Annotated in this window: 17 protein-coding genes and 2 pseudogenes; 6 read left to right on the forward strand and 13 right to left on the reverse strand. The window is 71.0% G+C overall.

What is annotated here, in order from left to right; all coding sequences use genetic code 11:
• The first annotated feature begins 101 nt into the window (after positions 1–101).
• Positions 102–1,310: an acyl-CoA dehydrogenase family protein gene (locus ACFYWY_RS06000; RefSeq protein ID WP_389180701.1), complete on the forward strand. Its 1,209-nt coding sequence runs from the start codon at positions 102–104 to the stop codon at positions 1,308–1,310.
• On the opposite strand, the gene ACFYWY_RS06005 is transcribed toward ACFYWY_RS06000, so the two are convergent.
• On the reverse strand, positions 1,307–2,230 hold the full coding sequence (locus ACFYWY_RS06005) for a sugar ABC transporter permease (RefSeq protein WP_389180338.1): 924 nt from the start codon (positions 2,228–2,230) through the stop codon (positions 1,307–1,309). The two genes, ACFYWY_RS06000 and ACFYWY_RS06005, sit on opposite strands and share 4 nt — an antisense overlap.
• Positions 2,227–3,348, reverse strand: coding sequence for an MFS transporter (locus ACFYWY_RS06010; RefSeq protein WP_389180704.1), 1,122 nt, complete (start codon positions 3,346–3,348; stop codon positions 2,227–2,229). The genes ACFYWY_RS06005 and ACFYWY_RS06010 overlap by 4 nt, the downstream gene beginning before the upstream one ends.
• A 293-nt stretch (positions 3,349–3,641) precedes the next feature.
• On the opposite strand from ACFYWY_RS06010, the gene ACFYWY_RS06015 reads away from it, so the two are divergent.
• A complete protein-coding gene (locus ACFYWY_RS06015) occupies positions 3,642–4,262 on the forward strand; it encodes a hypothetical protein (protein WP_389180341.1) in 621 nt (206 codons plus the stop codon).
• 142 nt (positions 4,263–4,404) lie between these two features.
• Entirely contained in the window at positions 4,405–5,013 is a 609-nt protein-coding gene (locus ACFYWY_RS06020; protein WP_389180344.1) for a sigma-70 family RNA polymerase sigma factor, read from the forward strand.
• 7 nt (positions 5,014–5,020) lie between these two features.
• Here the strand turns inward: ACFYWY_RS06020 and ACFYWY_RS06025 are convergent.
• A pseudogene (locus ACFYWY_RS06025) lies at positions 5,021–5,250 on the reverse strand (aldo/keto reductase); the annotation flags it as partial.
• Positions 5,251–5,373: 123 nt separating this feature from the next.
• On the opposite strand from ACFYWY_RS06025, the gene ACFYWY_RS06030 reads away from it, so the two are divergent.
• Positions 5,374–5,823, forward strand: a complete 450-nt coding sequence (locus ACFYWY_RS06030) for a hypothetical protein (RefSeq protein ID WP_389180347.1) — start codon at positions 5,374–5,376, stop codon at positions 5,821–5,823.
• Between the two features lie 153 nt (positions 5,824–5,976).
• Here ACFYWY_RS06030 and ACFYWY_RS06035 read toward each other — a convergent pair whose 3' ends face one another.
• The 4 genes from ACFYWY_RS06035 to ACFYWY_RS06050 form a co-directional block, all read right to left on the reverse strand.
• Complete coding sequence (locus ACFYWY_RS06035) at positions 5,977–6,714, reverse strand: SDR family oxidoreductase (RefSeq protein ID WP_389180350.1); 738 nt, start codon at positions 6,712–6,714, stop codon at positions 5,977–5,979.
• 147 nt (positions 6,715–6,861) lie between these two features.
• The gene (locus tag ACFYWY_RS06040; protein ID WP_389180353.1) at positions 6,862–7,032 is read right to left on the reverse strand and encodes a hypothetical protein; all 171 of its coding nucleotides are present in this window, start codon (positions 7,030–7,032) and stop codon (positions 6,862–6,864) included.
• 45 nt (positions 7,033–7,077) lie between these two features.
• Positions 7,078–7,434: a PRC-barrel domain-containing protein gene (locus ACFYWY_RS06045; RefSeq protein ID WP_389180356.1), complete on the reverse strand. Its 357-nt coding sequence runs from the start codon at positions 7,432–7,434 to the stop codon at positions 7,078–7,080.
• Positions 7,435–7,478: 44 nt separating this feature from the next.
• Positions 7,479–8,717, reverse strand: coding sequence for a PP2C family protein-serine/threonine phosphatase (locus ACFYWY_RS06050; RefSeq protein WP_389180359.1), 1,239 nt, complete (start codon positions 8,715–8,717; stop codon positions 7,479–7,481).
• 672 nt (positions 8,718–9,389) lie between these two features.
• Between ACFYWY_RS06050 and ACFYWY_RS06055 the strand changes: the two genes are divergently transcribed.
• The gene (locus ACFYWY_RS06055; RefSeq protein ID WP_389180362.1) at positions 9,390–9,608 is read left to right on the forward strand and encodes a hypothetical protein; all 219 of its coding nucleotides are present in this window, start codon (positions 9,390–9,392) and stop codon (positions 9,606–9,608) included.
• A 122-nt stretch (positions 9,609–9,730) separates the two neighbouring features.
• On the opposite strand, the gene ACFYWY_RS06060 is transcribed toward ACFYWY_RS06055, so the two are convergent.
• Positions 9,731–10,399, reverse strand: a complete 669-nt coding sequence (locus ACFYWY_RS06060; RefSeq protein ID WP_389180365.1) for an NAD(P)H-binding protein — start codon at positions 10,397–10,399, stop codon at positions 9,731–9,733.
• A 110-nt stretch (positions 10,400–10,509) separates the two neighbouring features.
• A pseudogene (locus ACFYWY_RS06065) lies at positions 10,510–10,758 on the reverse strand (oxidoreductase); the annotation flags it as partial.
• A gap of 244 nt (positions 10,759–11,002) precedes the next feature.
• On the opposite strand from ACFYWY_RS06065, the gene ACFYWY_RS06070 reads away from it, so the two are divergent.
• On the forward strand, positions 11,003–11,590 hold the full coding sequence (locus ACFYWY_RS06070) for a TetR/AcrR family transcriptional regulator (RefSeq protein WP_389180368.1): 588 nt from the start codon (positions 11,003–11,005) through the stop codon (positions 11,588–11,590).
• Between the two features lie 67 nt (positions 11,591–11,657).
• Here ACFYWY_RS06070 and ACFYWY_RS06075 read toward each other — a convergent pair whose 3' ends face one another.
• The 4 genes from ACFYWY_RS06075 to ACFYWY_RS06090 form a co-directional block, all read right to left on the reverse strand.
• Entirely contained in the window at positions 11,658–12,698 is a 1,041-nt protein-coding gene (locus tag ACFYWY_RS06075; RefSeq protein WP_389180707.1) for a DUF1152 domain-containing protein, read from the reverse strand.
• 329 nt (positions 12,699–13,027) lie between these two features.
• Complete coding sequence (locus ACFYWY_RS06080) at positions 13,028–15,652, reverse strand: FtsX-like permease family protein (RefSeq protein ID WP_389180371.1); 2,625 nt, start codon at positions 15,650–15,652, stop codon at positions 13,028–13,030.
• A 3-nt stretch (positions 15,653–15,655) separates the two neighbouring features.
• Positions 15,656–16,393, reverse strand: coding sequence for an ABC transporter ATP-binding protein (locus ACFYWY_RS06085; RefSeq protein WP_389180374.1), 738 nt, complete (start codon positions 16,391–16,393; stop codon positions 15,656–15,658).
• Entirely contained in the window at positions 16,390–16,632 is a 243-nt protein-coding gene (locus ACFYWY_RS06090; protein WP_389180377.1) for a hypothetical protein, read from the reverse strand. Before ACFYWY_RS06090 ends, ACFYWY_RS06085 begins: the two co-directional genes overlap by 4 nt.
• Between the last annotated feature and the right edge of the window lie 230 nt (positions 16,633–16,862).

Consider the following 16,862-nt stretch of genomic DNA (forward strand, 5'->3'; position numbering starts at 1 on the left):
CCGAAGTGGTGGGAACCCGGGAGCCGTCGCGCCCGACCAGTTCCGTGTGAGAGGCAGTCGGACAGCCGTTCCCATGGGTTCCCGGAAGGCGGAGGAAAGTGGTGCACCACGAGGCGTCGGCGACGGCTGGACTTCCCCCATGTCCCTCCGGTGTACGGGAGTTGAGGGACCGCGTCGGCGACTTCGTACGGGACCGGGTCATTCCGCGGGAGCCCGTGCTCGACCTGGGCGGCCCGGACGCCGCCGCAGTGCTGGGCGGGCTCCGGGACGAGGCCAAGGAGCAGGGCCTGTGGGCGCTGCCCCTCCCCGTCGAACTCGGCGGCCAGGGGCTGCCCCTCCTGTCGTACGCGCATATCGCAGAGGCCGAGGGCGCCAGCGACCACGGGCCGGTCGTACTCGGCTCCGCGTCCCTGCTGGACGCGCTGATGCTGCGGCGGCACGGCAGCGCGCGCGTACGCGACCAGTATCTGAAGCGGCTGGTCGCGGGCGAGATCCGCTCCTGCTACGCCATGACAGAACCCGACACCCCCGGCACCGACCCCTTCCTCACAGAAACCCGCGCCGAGCCCGCCGCGGACGGCACGTGGCGCGTCAGCGGCCGCAAGTGGTTCACCAGCGCAGCCGCCGACGCCGACCTGGTCACCGTCCTCGCCCGCACCGACGGGGTGGCGCCGGATCGCGAAGGTCTTTCGCTGCTGCTCGTCGGCACGGAGTCACCAGGCTTCCGGGTGGTGCGGGAACTGCCCGTGCTGGGGGCCGGCGGTCAGTGGGAGATCGCCCTGGACGCGGTGCCTGTGGACGGCGACCATCTGCTCGGCGAGCGCGGCAAGGCCCTGGCGATCGCCGGCGAGCGGCTCCAGCTCGGTCGCACCCTGCGCTGTCTGCGCTGGCTCGGCCAGGCAACGCGCGCTTTCGACCTGATGCGCGAGCGGGCGATCACCCGTACCCGGTCACGTGGACCGCTCGGTGACCTCCAGCTCGTCCAGCGTCATGTCTTCGAGGCGCTGCTCGCCCTGCGCACCACCCGTCCGCTGGTGTACGAGGCGGTGGCGCACCTCGACGCCGGGAGCGACGCCCATGTGGAGGTGGGCCTGGCGAAGGTCGCGGCGGCCCGCATGCTCCAGCAGGTCGCGGACGCGGCGATCCAGGTGCACGGCGCGGCGGGTCTCGGCCCCGACACGGCGCTGCCCGCGCTGTTCCGTACGGGACGGATGGCGCGGATACTCGACGGCCCGGACGAGCTGCACATCACGTCCGTGGCGCGGCGGGTGCTCAAATCGGGCCCGCGGGAGACCCCCAGCCCACGCTAGACGTCGTAGCTGCCGGCCAACCCCGTGAGCACCGCCAGCCCAAAGGCGAGGAAGAAGTCGCCCCACACCAGCTCATGCCGCGTGGCGATGCCCTCGCCCAGGTCGTAACAGCCGTCCAGCAGCGCGCCGTTGCCCGACAGATGCACGCGGACGAGTTCCTCCAGGATCGCGACGGCACGCTCGCGCCGGCCGAGTTTGAGCAGCGCGACGGCCGTGATGGCGGCGGCGGAGGTGTCGAGTGGCCCCTCGGGTCTGCCGTCGTCGGCGGGAGGGACCAGTCGGCAATCGGTCAACTCGGCGGCGGTGTCGTGCAGATCAGGGACGTCGAGATGGTGCAGGGCGTCGGCCGTCGCGAGCAGCAGCCAGGCCCGGCCCCGGCTCCACCCGGGCGGCGGACCGGCGCAGAGTTCGAGGTGCGTACGCAGATGGGCCTCGGCCGCCTTCCTGTCCACGGGAGCGAGCAGCGGCACCATCCCCGGCACCGCGTCGGCGCGCGCCACGAGCCTGGGGCCGCCGAAGGCCGATCCCCAGGGGATCAGGCCCAGTTCGGCGTCGAAGGCGTCCAGACAGGCGTGGGCGGCGCGATCCCGCAGTGCTGCCGCGCCGGGATCGTCCGCGAGAGCGGTGCCGTACCAGAGGATCAGGCCGCGGGTCGCGGTGTCGGCGGCCACCCAGTCGGCGAGCCGTGCGGTGCACTCCGTGGCGGCGTTGCGATCGTCCTCGTCACCGGTGTGCCGTGCCCGCAGCCACAGCAGCCCCGCCCAGAAACCGCCGGTCCAGGAGCCGCGCCGGGTCGTCGTCCAGCGCCCGCTGTCCGGGTCCGCGAACAGCGGGAATCGGTCGCCGACTTCGGCCCGCGTGACCGCCACCCGGTCCAGGACCGTGGCGAGGGCGGGTTCGGCCCAGCGCGGCGTACTCATGCGCGTGCCTCGCGCCGGTCCCGTACGGCCCAGCACACCGCGACCGCACACGCCCCCGCGAACTCGCCCGCGACCAGCAGCCACCCGGTCCCGTAGTGCCCGGACTCGGCCAGCAGGCCGAACAGCGGCGGTCCGACCGCGAACCCGGCGAAAAACCCCGCAGAGACCAGCGCCGAGTCCTGTCCCGCCCGCCCGGGCGTCGCACGCTGCATGACCAGCACCATCGACACCGCGTTGGCGGCGACCGCGAAGACGCCGACGGCGACCGCCGCCACCCACGCCAGCGGGTGCACGAACGACGCGGCCGCCAGCAGCAGCGCCGCCGCCACCGACCCCGCGGCGAGAACGCCCGGCAGCCATACGGCGCGGCCGGGATGCCCGGCCGCCTTCGACCAGCCCACCCGGCCCGCGACACCCGCGACACCCAGTACGGCCACGAGCGCACCGGCGGCCGTGGGGCCGAGGCCGAGCCGCTGCGCGCCGTACAGCGCCAGATACGTGTTGACCGAAGCGATTCCGCAGCCGAGCAGGAGGGAGAACACCGCGAGCCAGGCGATCGCACCCCGGGGCACCAGCGACGAGTGCGGTCCGGCGAGGACCGGCGGCGGATCGGCCGGCAGTCCACGCGCCGCCCAGAGGGCCGCCAGCGCCGCCGCCCCCGCTGCCGTCCACACCGCGCCCTGCCAGCCCGCGACCCCGGCCAGCGCGGCGAGCGGCAGACCCGCGGCGAACGCCCCGAGCTGTACGCCCGACTGCTTCATCCCGGTCACAGAGCCGCGCCGCTGGGGCGGCACGGTGGCCAGGATCGCCTTGTTGGTGGCCGGGTTGGCCAGCGCCTGCGGCAGCCCGCCGAGCGCGACCGCCGCCAGCAGCAGTCCGACGCCGGGCGCCGATCCGATCAGTGCCAGCGCCACGGCGGAGACGATGAGCAGCGCGACCAGACAGCGGCGCGGCCCCACCCGGTCGACCACCCGGCCGCCGACCGGCGAGAGCACGGCCGCGGCGCCGAAGCCGATGGTCGTCGTCAGACCGAGCACGGTGGGCGATACATCCAGCTCGTTCACCAGCCGCGGGCCCAGCGCCCCGAGCAGGAACAGCTGCATCATCGAGAACGCCATGGCACAGGTCAGCAGCGCCGTCGTGGCACTCGTCCGACGGCTGGTGCCCGCCGCGGCGTCCACCACCTTCTGCTCCGCCCCCACAGGCACCTCTCCATCCTGTTGCCGACCCGGGCCCGTTGCGCCCCGGACGGTTCCACCCGGGTCCCAGTCGTGCCAGGAGTCGGCCGGACGGCCCCTCAAGTTCCCGCAGATTTCTATGGCTTGAATCACATGCCGAACCACGAGCAGGGCGCGGGAAGTTGCGTACCCACCCTTGAAGAACTCGCGGCGAATGCAAGGATGAGCCCGCCATGACTGCTGGACGGGGTGTACGCGCGGTACGGGCTGCGGTGTTCGCGGCCGTCTGCGTGCTGCTCGCCACCATCGGCCACGTACTCATGTCGGATGCGGGTCTTCCCTGGTGGGCGCCGGTCGCCGGAGTCACGGTGACGGGCGCGGCGGCGTGGTGCCTGGCCGGGCGGGAATACGGTCTGTTCCCGGTCGTGGCCTTCGCCCTGGTCGCCCAGAGCGCACTGCACACCGCGTTCTCCTTCTCCCAGACGGCAGTTGAGCCCGCACAGCCCATGCACCACCACGCGGGCTCCCACGCCGGCTCCGCCATGGAGTCCATGGCGTCGACCAGCCACGACTTGAGCGGCATGTCGTCGACCGGAATGCTCGGCGCCCACCTGCTGGCCGGGCTGCTGAGCGGCCTCTGGCTCGCGTACGGCGAGCGGGCCGCGTTCCGGATCCTGCGCGCCGTCGCCGGATGGCTCGTCGCACCGCTGTGTCTGCCGGTCCGCGTCCCCGTGATGCCGCACCGGCCACGTGTCCGCGCCCGCCGAAACCGTGCCACGCCTACGCTCCGGCAACTGCTGCTCGTTCACGTCCTCACTTCTCGGGGTCCGCCCGCCGGGACCGCTGTCATCTGACAGCCGGCTTCCCGATGCCGCCATGGGGCCGACCGCCCCGGCGCTCGGGCATCGGCCGCGCCCTTCGCGTGCGGCCGTACCACTCACCGGACCCGCGTACCTGCCGGTCCGGATCCCGGATTCCCGAGAAGGACGACAAGCGATGAACGCTGCCCTCACCTCGACCATGCCGCGATGTACGACCGGTCACGACGACGCGATCACCGAGTGGGCGCTCGCCGCCCGCGGCGGTGACCCGCTGGCCGTGGAGCGGTTCGTGCGCGCACTGCACCGCGACGTACGCCGGTACGTCGCCTACCTCAGCGCGGATCCGCAAGCCGCCGACGATCTGACCCAGGACACCTTCCTCAGGGCGCTGGGCAGCCTGCACCGCTTCGAAGGGCGCTCTTCGGCCCGTACCTGGCTGCTCTCGATAGCCCGCCGCGCGGTGATCGACAGCCTCCGCTACACCGCCGCGCGCCCCCGGCTCGCGGACACGGACGACTGGCAGCTGGCTGCCGAGCGCGCCCAGTCCCGGAATCTTCCGGGCTTCGACGACGGCATCGCTCTCGCCGAACTCCTGGCGACCCTCCCGGACGAGCGACGGGAGGCGTTCGTCCTCACGCAGGTGCTGGGACTGCCGTACGCCGAGGCCGCCCTGGTCAGCGGCTGCCCGGTGGGCACCGTCCGCTCCCGGGTGGCGCGGGCGCGCAGCTCCCTGGTCGGACTGCTGCACGACGCCGAGCGCCCTGCCTGGCAGCAGCCCGCCTGAGGGGGTGTCACCCCGCCGCGTCGAGCCTTGCCCGCTGGTCTTGGGTCAGCTCCAGGTCCACCGCGGCCAGGCTCTCGTCCAGCTGCGCCACCGAGGAGGCGCCGACCAGCGCGATCACGGGGATCTCGCCGCCGATCAGCCAGGCGAGGACCACCTGATTGACGGTCGCGCCGGTCTCCTCGGCGACCTCGCGCGCAGCGCGGCCAGCCGGACAGGCGTGCCCGCGTGGTCGAAATTGCGAATGCGCTCTGTACTCGCAGGGTCACGCAAGTGCCGGTAATTCACCCGAACGGACGCGTCCGTGTGGTCGTCCGGGAGGCCCCAGCTCAGGCTCGGTGTCATCCCGACCTAGGAGCTCTCATGGCACAGCAGGCATCGACCTCGTCCGGTACCACCCGGTCCACCGCCGCTCCCGGCGGCGGCCACGCACGGGCGGCCGGCGGCACCATGTTCGCCGGAGTCCTGCTCCTCGTGGACGGCATCCTCGGCATCCTCAACGGCATCGCGGGCATAGCCGCGGACGACGTCTACACGCGCATCGGCAGCTACGTCTTCGAGTGGGACCTGACCGCCTGGGGCTGGATCCACCTGATCATCGGCGCGATCGCTGCCGTCACCGGCGTGGGCATCCTCAGGCACGCGGGCTGGGCCCGCGCGGTGGGTGTGGTGCTGGCGAGCCTCATCATCATCATGAACTTCATCTGGCTGCCGTACCTGCCGCTCTGGGGGCTCATCGGCATCGCGATCGGCATCTTCGTGATCTGGGCGCTGTGCGCGGACTGGTCCGAGAGTTCCCCGCGCGCGGAGTAGGCCCCGGACCTGGCGGCCGACTGGACACGGGGCCGCCGTCCCGCCGCCCCCTTCCGCAGGCAAGGCCCGGACCGCGATGCGGTCCGGGCCCGCGGCCGTGGCGGTGGCCGTGGCCGAACGACCGATGTCACGTGCCGTTTCCTCGATTGAGCGTCAGGCGAGCCGGCCGCCGCCGTCGACGTGCAGGACGGTGCCGGTAACGAAGGGATTGGCGATCGCGTACAGCACGGCCCGGACCAGGTCGTCGGGGGTGCCGACCCGCCGCGCCGGATTGCGCTCCGCGATGCCCTGCAGAAAGGCCTCCTTGCGCTCACCGAGACCGTCCCAGGCCCCCGAGTCCACGATGCCGGGCGATACGGCATTGACCCGGACCGGCGCGAGCTCCACCGCGAGCGCCTCGACCAGGAAGGACAGTGCGCCATTGGTCGTGGCCATCACCACCCGCTCCGGGGCGGGCCGCCAGGCGGCCACGCCGGAGAAGAAGGTGAAGGAGCCGCCCTCGTTCGCCTGCCCCGCCAGATGCTTGGCGAGCAGCAGCGGACCGATCACCTTGGCCGCGAACGCGCGCTGTACTGCGGCGAGTTCAAGCCTGGCGACCGGACCGTTGGCGGGCATCGCCGCCGTGGAGACCAGATGGTCGAAGGAGCCCGCCTGCGCGGCGAGGGCGGCGATCGAGTCCTCGTCGGCCAGATCGACCGGCTGTACCCGCGCCGGCCCGGCGAGACCGGCCGCCGTCGCCTCCAGCTTCGCGGCATCGGGCCCTGCCAGGACCAGCTCGGCCCCCGCCGCCGATGCGGCCCCGGCGAGCTGCCTCCCGACGTGCGAGCCGGCGCCTACGACGATCAGCCTCCGCCCGTCGAGGGCGTCCTTGGCGGTCGCGATGGTGGTCATGGAGCGTCCTTCGGCTGCGGTGCGGCCGCCGCTCTGAGCTGCGTACGGCCTGATGCCACGACTCTGCGCCGCACTTCGCCCATACGTCCAAGACTTGCTTTCTACCGCAGCCATAACCCTTGGTCATGGCACGACCGGTCAGCCCCGTCAGCGGATGGGACGCCGCCCGGCGCGCTGGGACCATCGCACGGCGATGAAGGCCACATCGGCCACCAGGAGCACGATGCCGATGATCAACAGATAACCCAGGCCCTTTGCCGCCACGCCGATGATTCCCAGTACGACGGCCACCAGGACGAGAAGCAGGAAGAGCGCCATCACCCGAACACCTCCACTGTGTTGAGCTGTACCGAGCACGGGCGGTCAGCGCCGCGCGAGTTGCCGTTCACCCTTGGCGCCCAGCCGGTAGGGGATGCCGTAGTGCTGGAAGATCGATTCCTCCTGCTCGGCGGGCAGTACGTCGTCCGTGCCGATCGAAGGGGCCTTCCTCACCAGTCCTTTTGCGTAGGAGACCTTGACGTAGCCGGGCCCGAGGATCGCCTCGTCGAGGGGGACGAAGGCCAGGCGCTGGCGGTTGAGCATCCCGGTCCGGACGGTGGCCATCGCCGGTTCGTCGGTGGTGGTGTCCACGTAGACCGCTTCGAGCACGCCGATCTTGTGGCCTTTCGGGTCAACGACATCCTGGTTGCGCCACTCGCGGATGTCGGCTGCCTGGATCATGCGCTCTCCTGTCTGAGCATGCACCGGTCGAAGTGGCCTTCGGGTCACTCGAGGGTGGCGAGATGACCGGCGTCGCCGCCGCGCCACTCGATGAGGAGGATGGTCGCGTCGTCGCTGGTGATGCCGCCTCGTTCCAGTTTCAGCGCGTGGGACAGCGTGCGCACTACCGTCCGCACCGCGGCATGCTCACGGACGGCCCGGTCGGTGAACTCGATGAGTTGGTCCTCACCGAAGGGTTCCCCGCCGACCTCGTGCTCCTCGACCAGCCCGTCGGTGAAGCACAGCACCCGGTCCCCGGGTACCAGCATCCGCTCGCTGACTTGCGGCTGCTCCCCGCCGAAGCCGACCGGCAACGTGGTCGGGCTCTCCAGCCGGTCCACCACGGCGTGGTCGCGGATCAGCAGTGGTGCCGGGTGGCCGGCGTTGACCCATTGCAGATGGCCGGTGGCGACGTTGAGGCACATCATCTGCGCGGTGACGAAGTGGTCAGGCCCGAACTGCTCGTTGATGGCTCTGTCCATGAACTCGTAGACCTGGGGCAGATCGGTGTTGGAGCGTCGGGTATGGCGATAGGCGCCGATGGCTACCGTCGCCATGGTCGCGGCGTTCAGCCCGTGGCCCATCGCGTCGATCATGGCCACGTGCAGGATGTCGCCATTGAGGGCGTAGTCGAAGCTGTCACCGGCCACGTCGTAGGCGGGTTCCAGAATTCCGGCCAGTTCAACCTGCGGGACGGTCATGGACAGCGGGGGCAGCAGCGACCACTGGATCTCGGCGGCCACGTTCATCGGTGCGCGCCGGCGGGTTTGGAAGAACTCGTCGGTGTAGGCGCCCTTGGTGACGATCATGTCGGCGACCAGACTGGCGAGTCTGCGCAGCAGCCGCCGGCCGTCGTCGTCGACGCCGTCCAGGGTGACGGCCATCGCCCCGATCTGGGCACTGCCGTCCAGCAGCGGCAGATACATCCGCACACTGCCGTCCTGTGGCACCTCTACGGCTCTGCGGCTCAGGAACGCCGTGCCGGCGGAGGAGTTCTCGATCGGTTCGGGGCCACCGACCGTCAGCCGTCGGCCAGGCAGCGGCACCAGGAGCATCTGTTCGTAGTCCTGCAGGAGGATGGAGAGGTCCCGGCCACCGATCCTGGCCACCTCTTCGGCGACGAGCGGGGCGATCAGCCGTGGCGGCATCTCGTGAGCCCGGTCCAGCAGCACACCCAGCAACCGCTCACCGAATCCCTCCGATCGGTCCACCTCGACCGTGCTCGGCTTTCGCTCACCCTCCATCGTCTCTGCCTGTATCCCTTCGTTCCGCTGGTCAGGGACCTACGGGCGGCTGTCTCCGGGAGGTTTCCACTGGGGCGGCCGGATGTTCGGCTCAACCCGCACAGCCTGACACCGCCAACCGGCCCAACGCCCCCATTGCGCCAAAGGCGGCATGTCACACCGGGTCAGGACAGGCGGCCCCGGTCGCCGAATTGAAGGACGTACTCCCGCAGAACCGGCGGAAGGCTGTCGAAATTGCCCTCTCGTCCAGTTGTGGGGGTCATTCTCGTGCGTGCGTTTTTCCGCGCAGCGCAGTCATTTCTTCTGGGTCACAGGGGCTCTAGCTGTTAAATGCCGTTTTTGATTCACCTGTGCATCGATAAGCAGAAGATGCAGACATCTCATGCCATCTCGCCTCACTGGGTATCCGTCGAGCGGTAAATGCAGACATAGCCTTGCGGAGGTAAAGCTGCACTTCAGGGCATGTTGTGGTGACGAGGTGTGCACCGGGAAAAGACCGGACAGCAAGTTGCCGGGCGGTCCGTTGGCGTGATTGCATCGGCGAGCACGGGAGCCTGATTATTGGAGCCCGGTTTCGGGTGTCAGGCGACCGTTCAACCGGCCTTTGCTTTGCTTTAAATCCGGCCGGCGCCAGTTCATGAACCCCCAGAGCATTGAAAGGACGGGAAAGTCATGCGTAAGGACTTCACCCCTCAGGTCGAGACCGGCGAGATTTCCGACAGCGAGCTGGACGGCATTGCCGGTGGTATGGCCGGCGCCAGTGCCGATGTCGCCGGCCGCGGCGCCTCGGTGAGCGTCGGCGACGTCGTCGGGACTGTCCAGTCCCTCGCGCCCGCGCTGCCCGTTTCGCAGCTCTCGAGCCTCGTCACGGTGCAGACCGCCGGCATCTGACAGCCGTTCAGCCCGTTTACGGCAAGGCGTTGTCGCCAGGACCCCGGAACCTCCAGTTCTGGGGTCCACGCATATCCCGGGCTGCCGTCGGGCAGCGCGCGCACCTGCCGCGCGCGGTGTCCTCAGGCGGCGCCGAGACGATTGATATCGCCGTTGTGCAGGACCGACGGGCCGCTGCCGTCGAGGCGGACGGCGGCGATCATCGCGCGCCCCAGGACGTCGGTCGTGGTCACGTGGTTGGGGACCAGGCGACGCAGTAGCGGGTACAAAGGTGCCGTGACCCGGTACAAAGCCCGGTACAGAGGTGTCCTGGAGACGGTGCCGCTCACGGGCTGGATGTAGCCGGGCCGGAACATGTACGCGCGGAACGGCATCGCCAGCAGGGCGTTCTCGGTGCGGCCCTTGACCCGCGCCCACATGGAACGGCCCTTTTCCGTGCTGTCGGTGCCCTGCCCGGACATGTAGACGAAGGTCAGTGAAGGGCTGGCAGCGCTCACGGCTCGGGCGGCGGCGAGTGCGTAGTCGTAGGTGATACGGGTGTACTCGTCCTCGCCGCGGCCGACGGCGGAGACGCCCAGGCAGAAGAAGCAGGCGTCCAGATCCTTCAACTCCTCCCGGATGGCCGAGTAGTCGGTGAAGTCCGTGTGGACGATCTCCCGGACCTTCGGGTGCCCCAGGTTCAAGGGCTTGCGGACGACCGCCAGTACTTCGGTGACGCCCTCGTCCAGCAGGCAGGCGCGCAGCGCACCGTGCCCGACCATGCCGGACGCACCGAAGATGACCACACGCATGACTGCTCCAGAAGAAGGAGACGATGAACAGAGGGATGAATGAAGGGGGCTGTAATCAGGACGTGCTGCGGGTGAGCGTGCCCGCGGGGTGCATGCCTGGCTTCGGCGCCTCAGGACGGTCGGGAGTGCTCCAGGGTGAGCGGGAACGTCGTGCCGGTGAGTTCCTCGGACATCGTGCACAGGCGCTTGGCGGCTTCGGGGTCGCTGGCCGCGGGGGTGCGACCGACCAGTGTCGGGGCGCCGCGCAGCTCAGCGAAGCCCTTGGGGCCGACGTAGCAGGCACCGGGCAGGTCCTGGGTGGCGGCGTACAGGGTCGGGAGCGCGCCGGCCTCGGAGTCCTGGGCCATCAGCTTGTTGCCGATGAGCAGGGACAGTCGAGCCAGCGGGTGCCGGCCCGGGCGAGGGCTTGGCGGTGATGATCCCGAGCCCGCTGTTGGCTCCGGTGATGACGGCCGTGCGGCCGGAGAGGTCGGGGAGGTGGGTGGCGTTCCAGTCAGTACTCACACCTTGAATGTAGACGTAGACAACAATGCTGTCAACGACAACAATGGTGGCGACGGCAACAATGATGGCGACGGCAACATTCGGGATATGCTGAGGGACATGGTCAAACGCCCTTACCACCACGGAGACCTTCGCTCCGCCCTGCTCACCAGCGCAGAGCGCACCCTGCGGGAGAAGGGCGCCGCCGCGCTTGCCCTGCGGGAACTCGCCCGCGAGATCGGGGTGAGCCATGCCGCACCGGGGCGCCACTTCAAGGACAAGCAGGCGCTGCTCGACGCGCTGGCGGTGGTCGGCTTCGAACGCCTGGCGGGCTCCCTGGAAGAAGCCGACGACGCTGAAGAAACGCTCGAGCGCCGGCTCGTCACGTTCGCCAGGACCTACATGGACTTCGCGCTCCACAACGCTGAACTGCTGGACGTGATGCAGACCCGCAAGTACGACCCGAACGCCCCGGAGGAGCTGACCGCGGCAGTCGACCGCATCATGGCGGCCTTTCTGCGGATGGTCGCGGACGGGCAGGACCGGGGCGAAGTCGTCCCGGGGGATCCTGCCCGGGTCTCGCTCGTCGCGATCGCCACCCTGCAAGGCATCGCGGCCCTCGCGGCACACCGCTCATTCCCGGACGCCGTCCTGGAGGATCTTGACGACGTCGTCCGTCACCTGGTCCACGGGCTGGCCCCCCGCTGAGGTCCGGTCCGGGCCAGGCTGTCGGAGGAGGCTCTGTGGGGCCGGCGCCCGTGGAGAGAGTGGTTATTCAGGCATCGGCGCGGATGCGCCAGAGCGGCGCTGTGTACTGCTCCGGGCGGCTGTTGATCAGGAGAGCTCGCAGGTCCTGGCGCTGCTTGCCGTTGAAGCCCAGGGCCTCGGTGATCCGGCGAAACGTCGTGTGGCTGATGCCGCGGCCGCGGGCTTCGGCCTCGAACTGCTCGAGCCGGCGGAGCGCGGTCTCGGGGTCGAGCTCCTGTTCCGGCTGGGCGCCGAGCCAACTGGCCTTGTCGCGCTCGTAGTCGATCTCCGAGTAGCCGCAGATTTCGCGGCTGTGCTGCTCGGACTCGTCGAGCGTTTCCGTCGCGAGGAGGGCGCGGGCGAGCTCGTTGCGGTTGAGGGCATCGTCCAGGTCGGCTTCGTGGACGGTGGGGCCCTCGTCGGTGAGCGGCACTGGCAGGCCTGCGCCCCTGACTTCGCACAGCCCGCGGATTCCTCGGGCGGTGGCCGCGAGCATGGCCGTGGCTTCCGACGGGTGCCAGTCCAGTACCGAGCTGACCGGTTCGACGTGCTCGGCTGTGAGTGTCAGGACGGATGGGCCCATGCGGTCGCGTAGATCGGCGGCGGCCAGCTCTCCGTCGAGGCCCGGACCGGCGATCAAGAGCCTTACGGATGCGTTGACTTGGCAGCACGCTGCCAGCGTGAGGGCGTCGGCCAGAGGGCTGCGGAGTGTGGGTTCGCCGCCGCGGGCGAGGACGTCGCCGCCGACGTCCAGGAGGTCGATGGACTCGGGGGCCAGGTGCTGGACGAGTTCTTCGAGCTGGCGGGTGATGCCCTCGGCGCCGTGGTGCGGGTCGATCAGGGCGAAGGTGTGCGGCAGTTCGGCGGCGAGCAGGGGGAGTGTCGAGCCTGCGGGGGCCACCGGCTTCGCGTCGGCGGGGACGGTCTGAACGCTTCTGGTGAGGGGGTGGAGGCCGGTGAAGTCGGCCGGCCCCCGTGGGCCCGGTACAGGGTCGATCAAGAGTCGGTCCCACGCGTACGTGAGGATCACCGCCGGACTCCGGCCGCCGTACAGGGCGGCATCGAGCATTGCGGCGGCGACTGCGTCGCCCCCTCCTCCGGCTGCCACGATCAAGCGCGTCACCTGTCTCAGCGTACGGGCCGGAGGCATGCATGGCGCACGTAACACCGCGGCGACCGTGCATGGGCCGGGAGCCGCAGAAAGCCCATGACGACGCACAACGCCGAAGGGCCCCACCGCGAACGGTGGGGCCCTTCAACGCATTGCCCGGCGAGAGCAATTGCGGAGGATACGAGATTCGGACTCGTGAGGGGTGACCCCAACACGCCTTCCAAGTCCCCACCCGCCTGTCCGGCCGGGTCCCGGCCTTGCCGGTGTCCTCCGTGGGCGACCCGGCGTCAGGCGCGGGCGAGCGCCTGGGCGGGCGGGGTGCGCAGTGCCTGGCGGGTGGGCAGTTCGATGGTGAGGAAGGCGATGCCGGCGACCACGACCGCGATGGCGGGCAGCAGCCAGACGGGTCCCGCGGGCCAGAGGCGGTCGAGGAAGCCGACGGACAGCAGCGCGAGCGGGACTACGGACAGCAGCGGGCCGGTGATGAGCGCCAGGCCGGCGATCAGTGTCGCCTCGCGTCGCATCATCACTCGGACCTGGGCCGGAGTCGCGCCGATCAGCTGGAGCGTGGCGAGTTCGCTGCGCCGCGCGGCGGTGGTGGCGATGAGCTTGTTGGCGATGCCGAGCAGGAGATAGCCGAGCAGCACAGCAAGCACGGCGATGTTGATCCACAACTCGGGCGACGCGCCGCCCACGCCCCCCGGCTCGGCTCCGTTGTCGTCCAGAGCCAGGCCCGGCCGGGACGCGGCCAGTTCGGCGACGTTGCGTTGAGCCGCGTCGGTGCCGTCGGTACGGATCAGGACGGACTGGTCGAGTCCCGTGGTGGTGTGGCCGGCGGCCAGGTCCCGGGAGAGCACCAGGGGACCGAAGCCGAGTTCACGGGCGTACGTGGCCACGACGCGGGCGGTGACCTGAGTGCCGTCGCCGAGGACCAGCTTCACCTGGCGGCCCACCTGCGCGTCGCGTGACCTGGCGACGTCGGTTCCGACGGCGACGGTTTCGCCGGTGAGCCCCGCCATGCTGCCGGTCCGCACGTCGAGGTCGAGGACGCCCGGCGCCTCCGGGGTCAGGACCAGCGCGGAGCTGCTCTCGATCTCGTTCTCGCCCATCATCTTGTACGGCCACAGGGCGGTGGTCGTGGTGACCGGGGCGGCGGCCTGCACGCCGGGCGTGGACCGCACGGCGCCGAGCAGGTCGTCGGGCACACCCCCGAGTCCGGGTGCGCTCACGCCGAGCTGCGCCCGGGTGCCGTCGTGGAGGTCGCCGGACGTTGCCGCGAGCACGGTGGTCTGGGTGAGCGTGTAGGTGAGGGTGAAGACCACGGCCATCGCGAGGGTGCTGATGGCCCCGGCGGCGCGCAGCGCGTAACCGTGGCTGTTGGCGACAGCCAGCCAGGTCGGTGCCGGCGTGTTCGCCGGCAGCTTCCGCGCCAGCGTCCGGCTGACGCTTCCGACCAGGACCGGGCCGGCCAGCGCGAGGCCGATCGCCGCGAGGATCCCGGCCAGGGCGGTGGCCGCCGCCCCGGCCTGCGAACGGGCCAGGAGAGGTGTGACGGAGACTCCGGTCCCGACGACGATCAGTCCCAGACCGATGCGGGCGCGCAGCTTCGAGGGGGCACGGGGTTCGCTGCGCGACTCCGCGACCGCCTCGGTGGCCGGCATACGGGACGTACGCCACGCGGCGCACCGGGCCGCGACGGTGACGACGCCGACCAGCAGCAGCACGGCCGCGACCGCGGGCAGCGGGCTGAGGGTCAGCGGCAGGGCGGACGGGAGCATCCCGGTCGACACCAGCAGCTCCCGGAACCGTTCCGCCAGGAGGTAGCCGAGGGCGACACCGGGCACGGCGGCGGCGAGGGCGACGATGGCAGCCTGGGCGGCGGCGAGCCGGCGGATCTGCCGTGGCGTGGCCCCGACGGCACGCATCAGGGCGAGTTCCCGGCGCTGGGCCGCGATCGACACGGACAGCGCGCCGCCCACGATGAAGCCGACCACCAGCAGGGTGACTCCGGCCAGCGACCCCGCGATGACGGGCAGCAGGGACCGGGCGGCCGTCGTGCCGGGCGACTCGGCGTCGCCCTGGGCCGCTCCGGTGGACACGGTCAACCCGGTCGAGCCGCCGCCCCGGACGGCCTTGCGGACCTCGGCGGCGACCGCCGAGACATCGGCGCCCTCGTCGGCTCGTACGGCAACGAGGTCGACGCTCTTGGAGCTGGAGCTGGAGCTGGAGCTGGAGCTGGAGCTGGAGCTGGAGCTGGAGCTGGAGCCGGAGCTGGAGCCGGAGCCGGAGCCGGAGCCGGAGCCGTGGTCGGCCAGCTTCGCCGCCGTGGCGTCGGCGAAGTAGACGCCGCTGCCTTCGGCCTCGACCACGGCCGAGACCCGGTAGGTGGCCGAGCGACCGGAGGCGATGACCTTGATCCGGTCGCCGGGCCGCGCACCCGCCGCGGCGGCGGCGCCGTCGTCCAGGGCCACTTCGCCCGCACCGGCCGGTGCGTTGCCGACCACGCGCGGCTCTGCGAGCAGGGCGGTCGAGGACCAGCCGTGCCCGTTGACGCTGGGATCGACCGCCGGCGCGGCAGCACCGCCCTCGGTGACGACCGCGGCGGGGAAGCTCACATCGCCGACCGCGCTTGCGACACCGGGCAGCTTCGCCAGCCGGCCGGCGAGGTCGCCCGGCACCTTGGCGCGTTCCGGCAGCGTGATCGGCAGGTCCCCGTCGGGATGGAAGGTCTGGCCGGCCGAGACGACGACATCGGCGCCGCCGAGCCGCTCGACCGGCCCGTGCGAGCGCCATCCCGACTCGGCGAGGACGCCGATGCCGGTGACCATCGCCGCGCCGCCCAGCGTCGCGCACACCACAGCCAGTAGCGCGGCGATCCTGCGGCGCGCCATGTGCCACGCGAAATACAGCATCGTCTACTCCGTCTCCAGCGTCGTGATGCAGGTGGCCAGCTCGGCGGCGGTGGGCCGCTTGAGCGTGTCGACGACCCGCCCGTCGGCCATGACCATCGCCAGGTCGGCCCGCGCGGCCGCGGCCGGGTCGTGGGTGACCATCACAACGGTCTGGCCGAGGCCGTCCACCAGGTCGCGCAGCAGCGCGAGCACCTCGCGGGCGGTCCGCAGATCCAGCGCACCCGTCGGCTCGTCGGCGAAGACGACTGCGGGCCTGGCCGCCAACGCCCGGGCGATCGCGGCCCGTTGCTGCTGGCCGCCGGAGAGCTCGGCAGGCCGGTGCGACAGCCGCCCGGTCATCCCGACCCGCTCGACCAGGCCGCGCACCCACTCCCGGTCCGGCTTCCGGCCGGCGAGCCGCAGCGGCAGCATGATGTTGTCCTCGATGCTCAGCGACGGCACCAGGTTGTACGACTGGAAGATGAAGCCGACGCTCCGCCTGCGCAGTTCGGTGCGGCGGGTCTCGTCGAGCCCGCCGATCTCCGTGCCGTCGATGAAGGCACGTCCGCCGGTAGGCGAGTCCAGACCGGCCGCGCAGTGCATCAGTGTGCTCTTGCCCGACCCCGACGGTCCCATCACGGCGAGGAACGTGCCGCGCTCCACGGCGAGGGACACCTCGTCGAGCGCCCGGACGCCTCCGGGATACGTCTTGGTGACACCGGCCAGTTCCACGGCGGGCGCATGCAGTGTCGTGGTCCTCATGACCGCCCCCGCAGGCGGTGGTGGGCGACGAGTGCTGCGGCACAGGCGAGGGTGACGACGCCGAAGCCGATTCCGACGGGCATCGCGGCACCGCCGACCGACGAGCTCACCATGTTGCAGACGGCGCCGAGCAGCAGCAGCGTCCACAGCAGAGGACGTACGACCCCGCCCTCGGCGCCGGCGGACGGCTGCGTCCGGGAGGTCTCGGGGGCCACGAGGCCGCGGTAGGGGTCGGACACGGGAAGCTCCTTGGTTCGTAGGGCCTTTGGCGCAGTGCCTTTCGGCATGCGTCGACGCTACGAACGATCACCGCCCGGAACGATCCGGCCAGCGAGACAGCCCGGGTACAGCAGGCTGTACCCCACCTCCACCCCGCTCCACCTCCACCCCGCGCCCGCCAACTCCATGCACGGTCCGCCGCCTTGGTGACATGACGGCGCGGCGCGGTGTGCCTTATCGTCGCGGTCCA

This window comes from Streptomyces sp. NPDC002870 (assembly GCF_042888505.1).
Classification (GTDB): Bacteria; Actinomycetota; Actinomycetes; order Streptomycetales; family Streptomycetaceae; genus Streptomyces.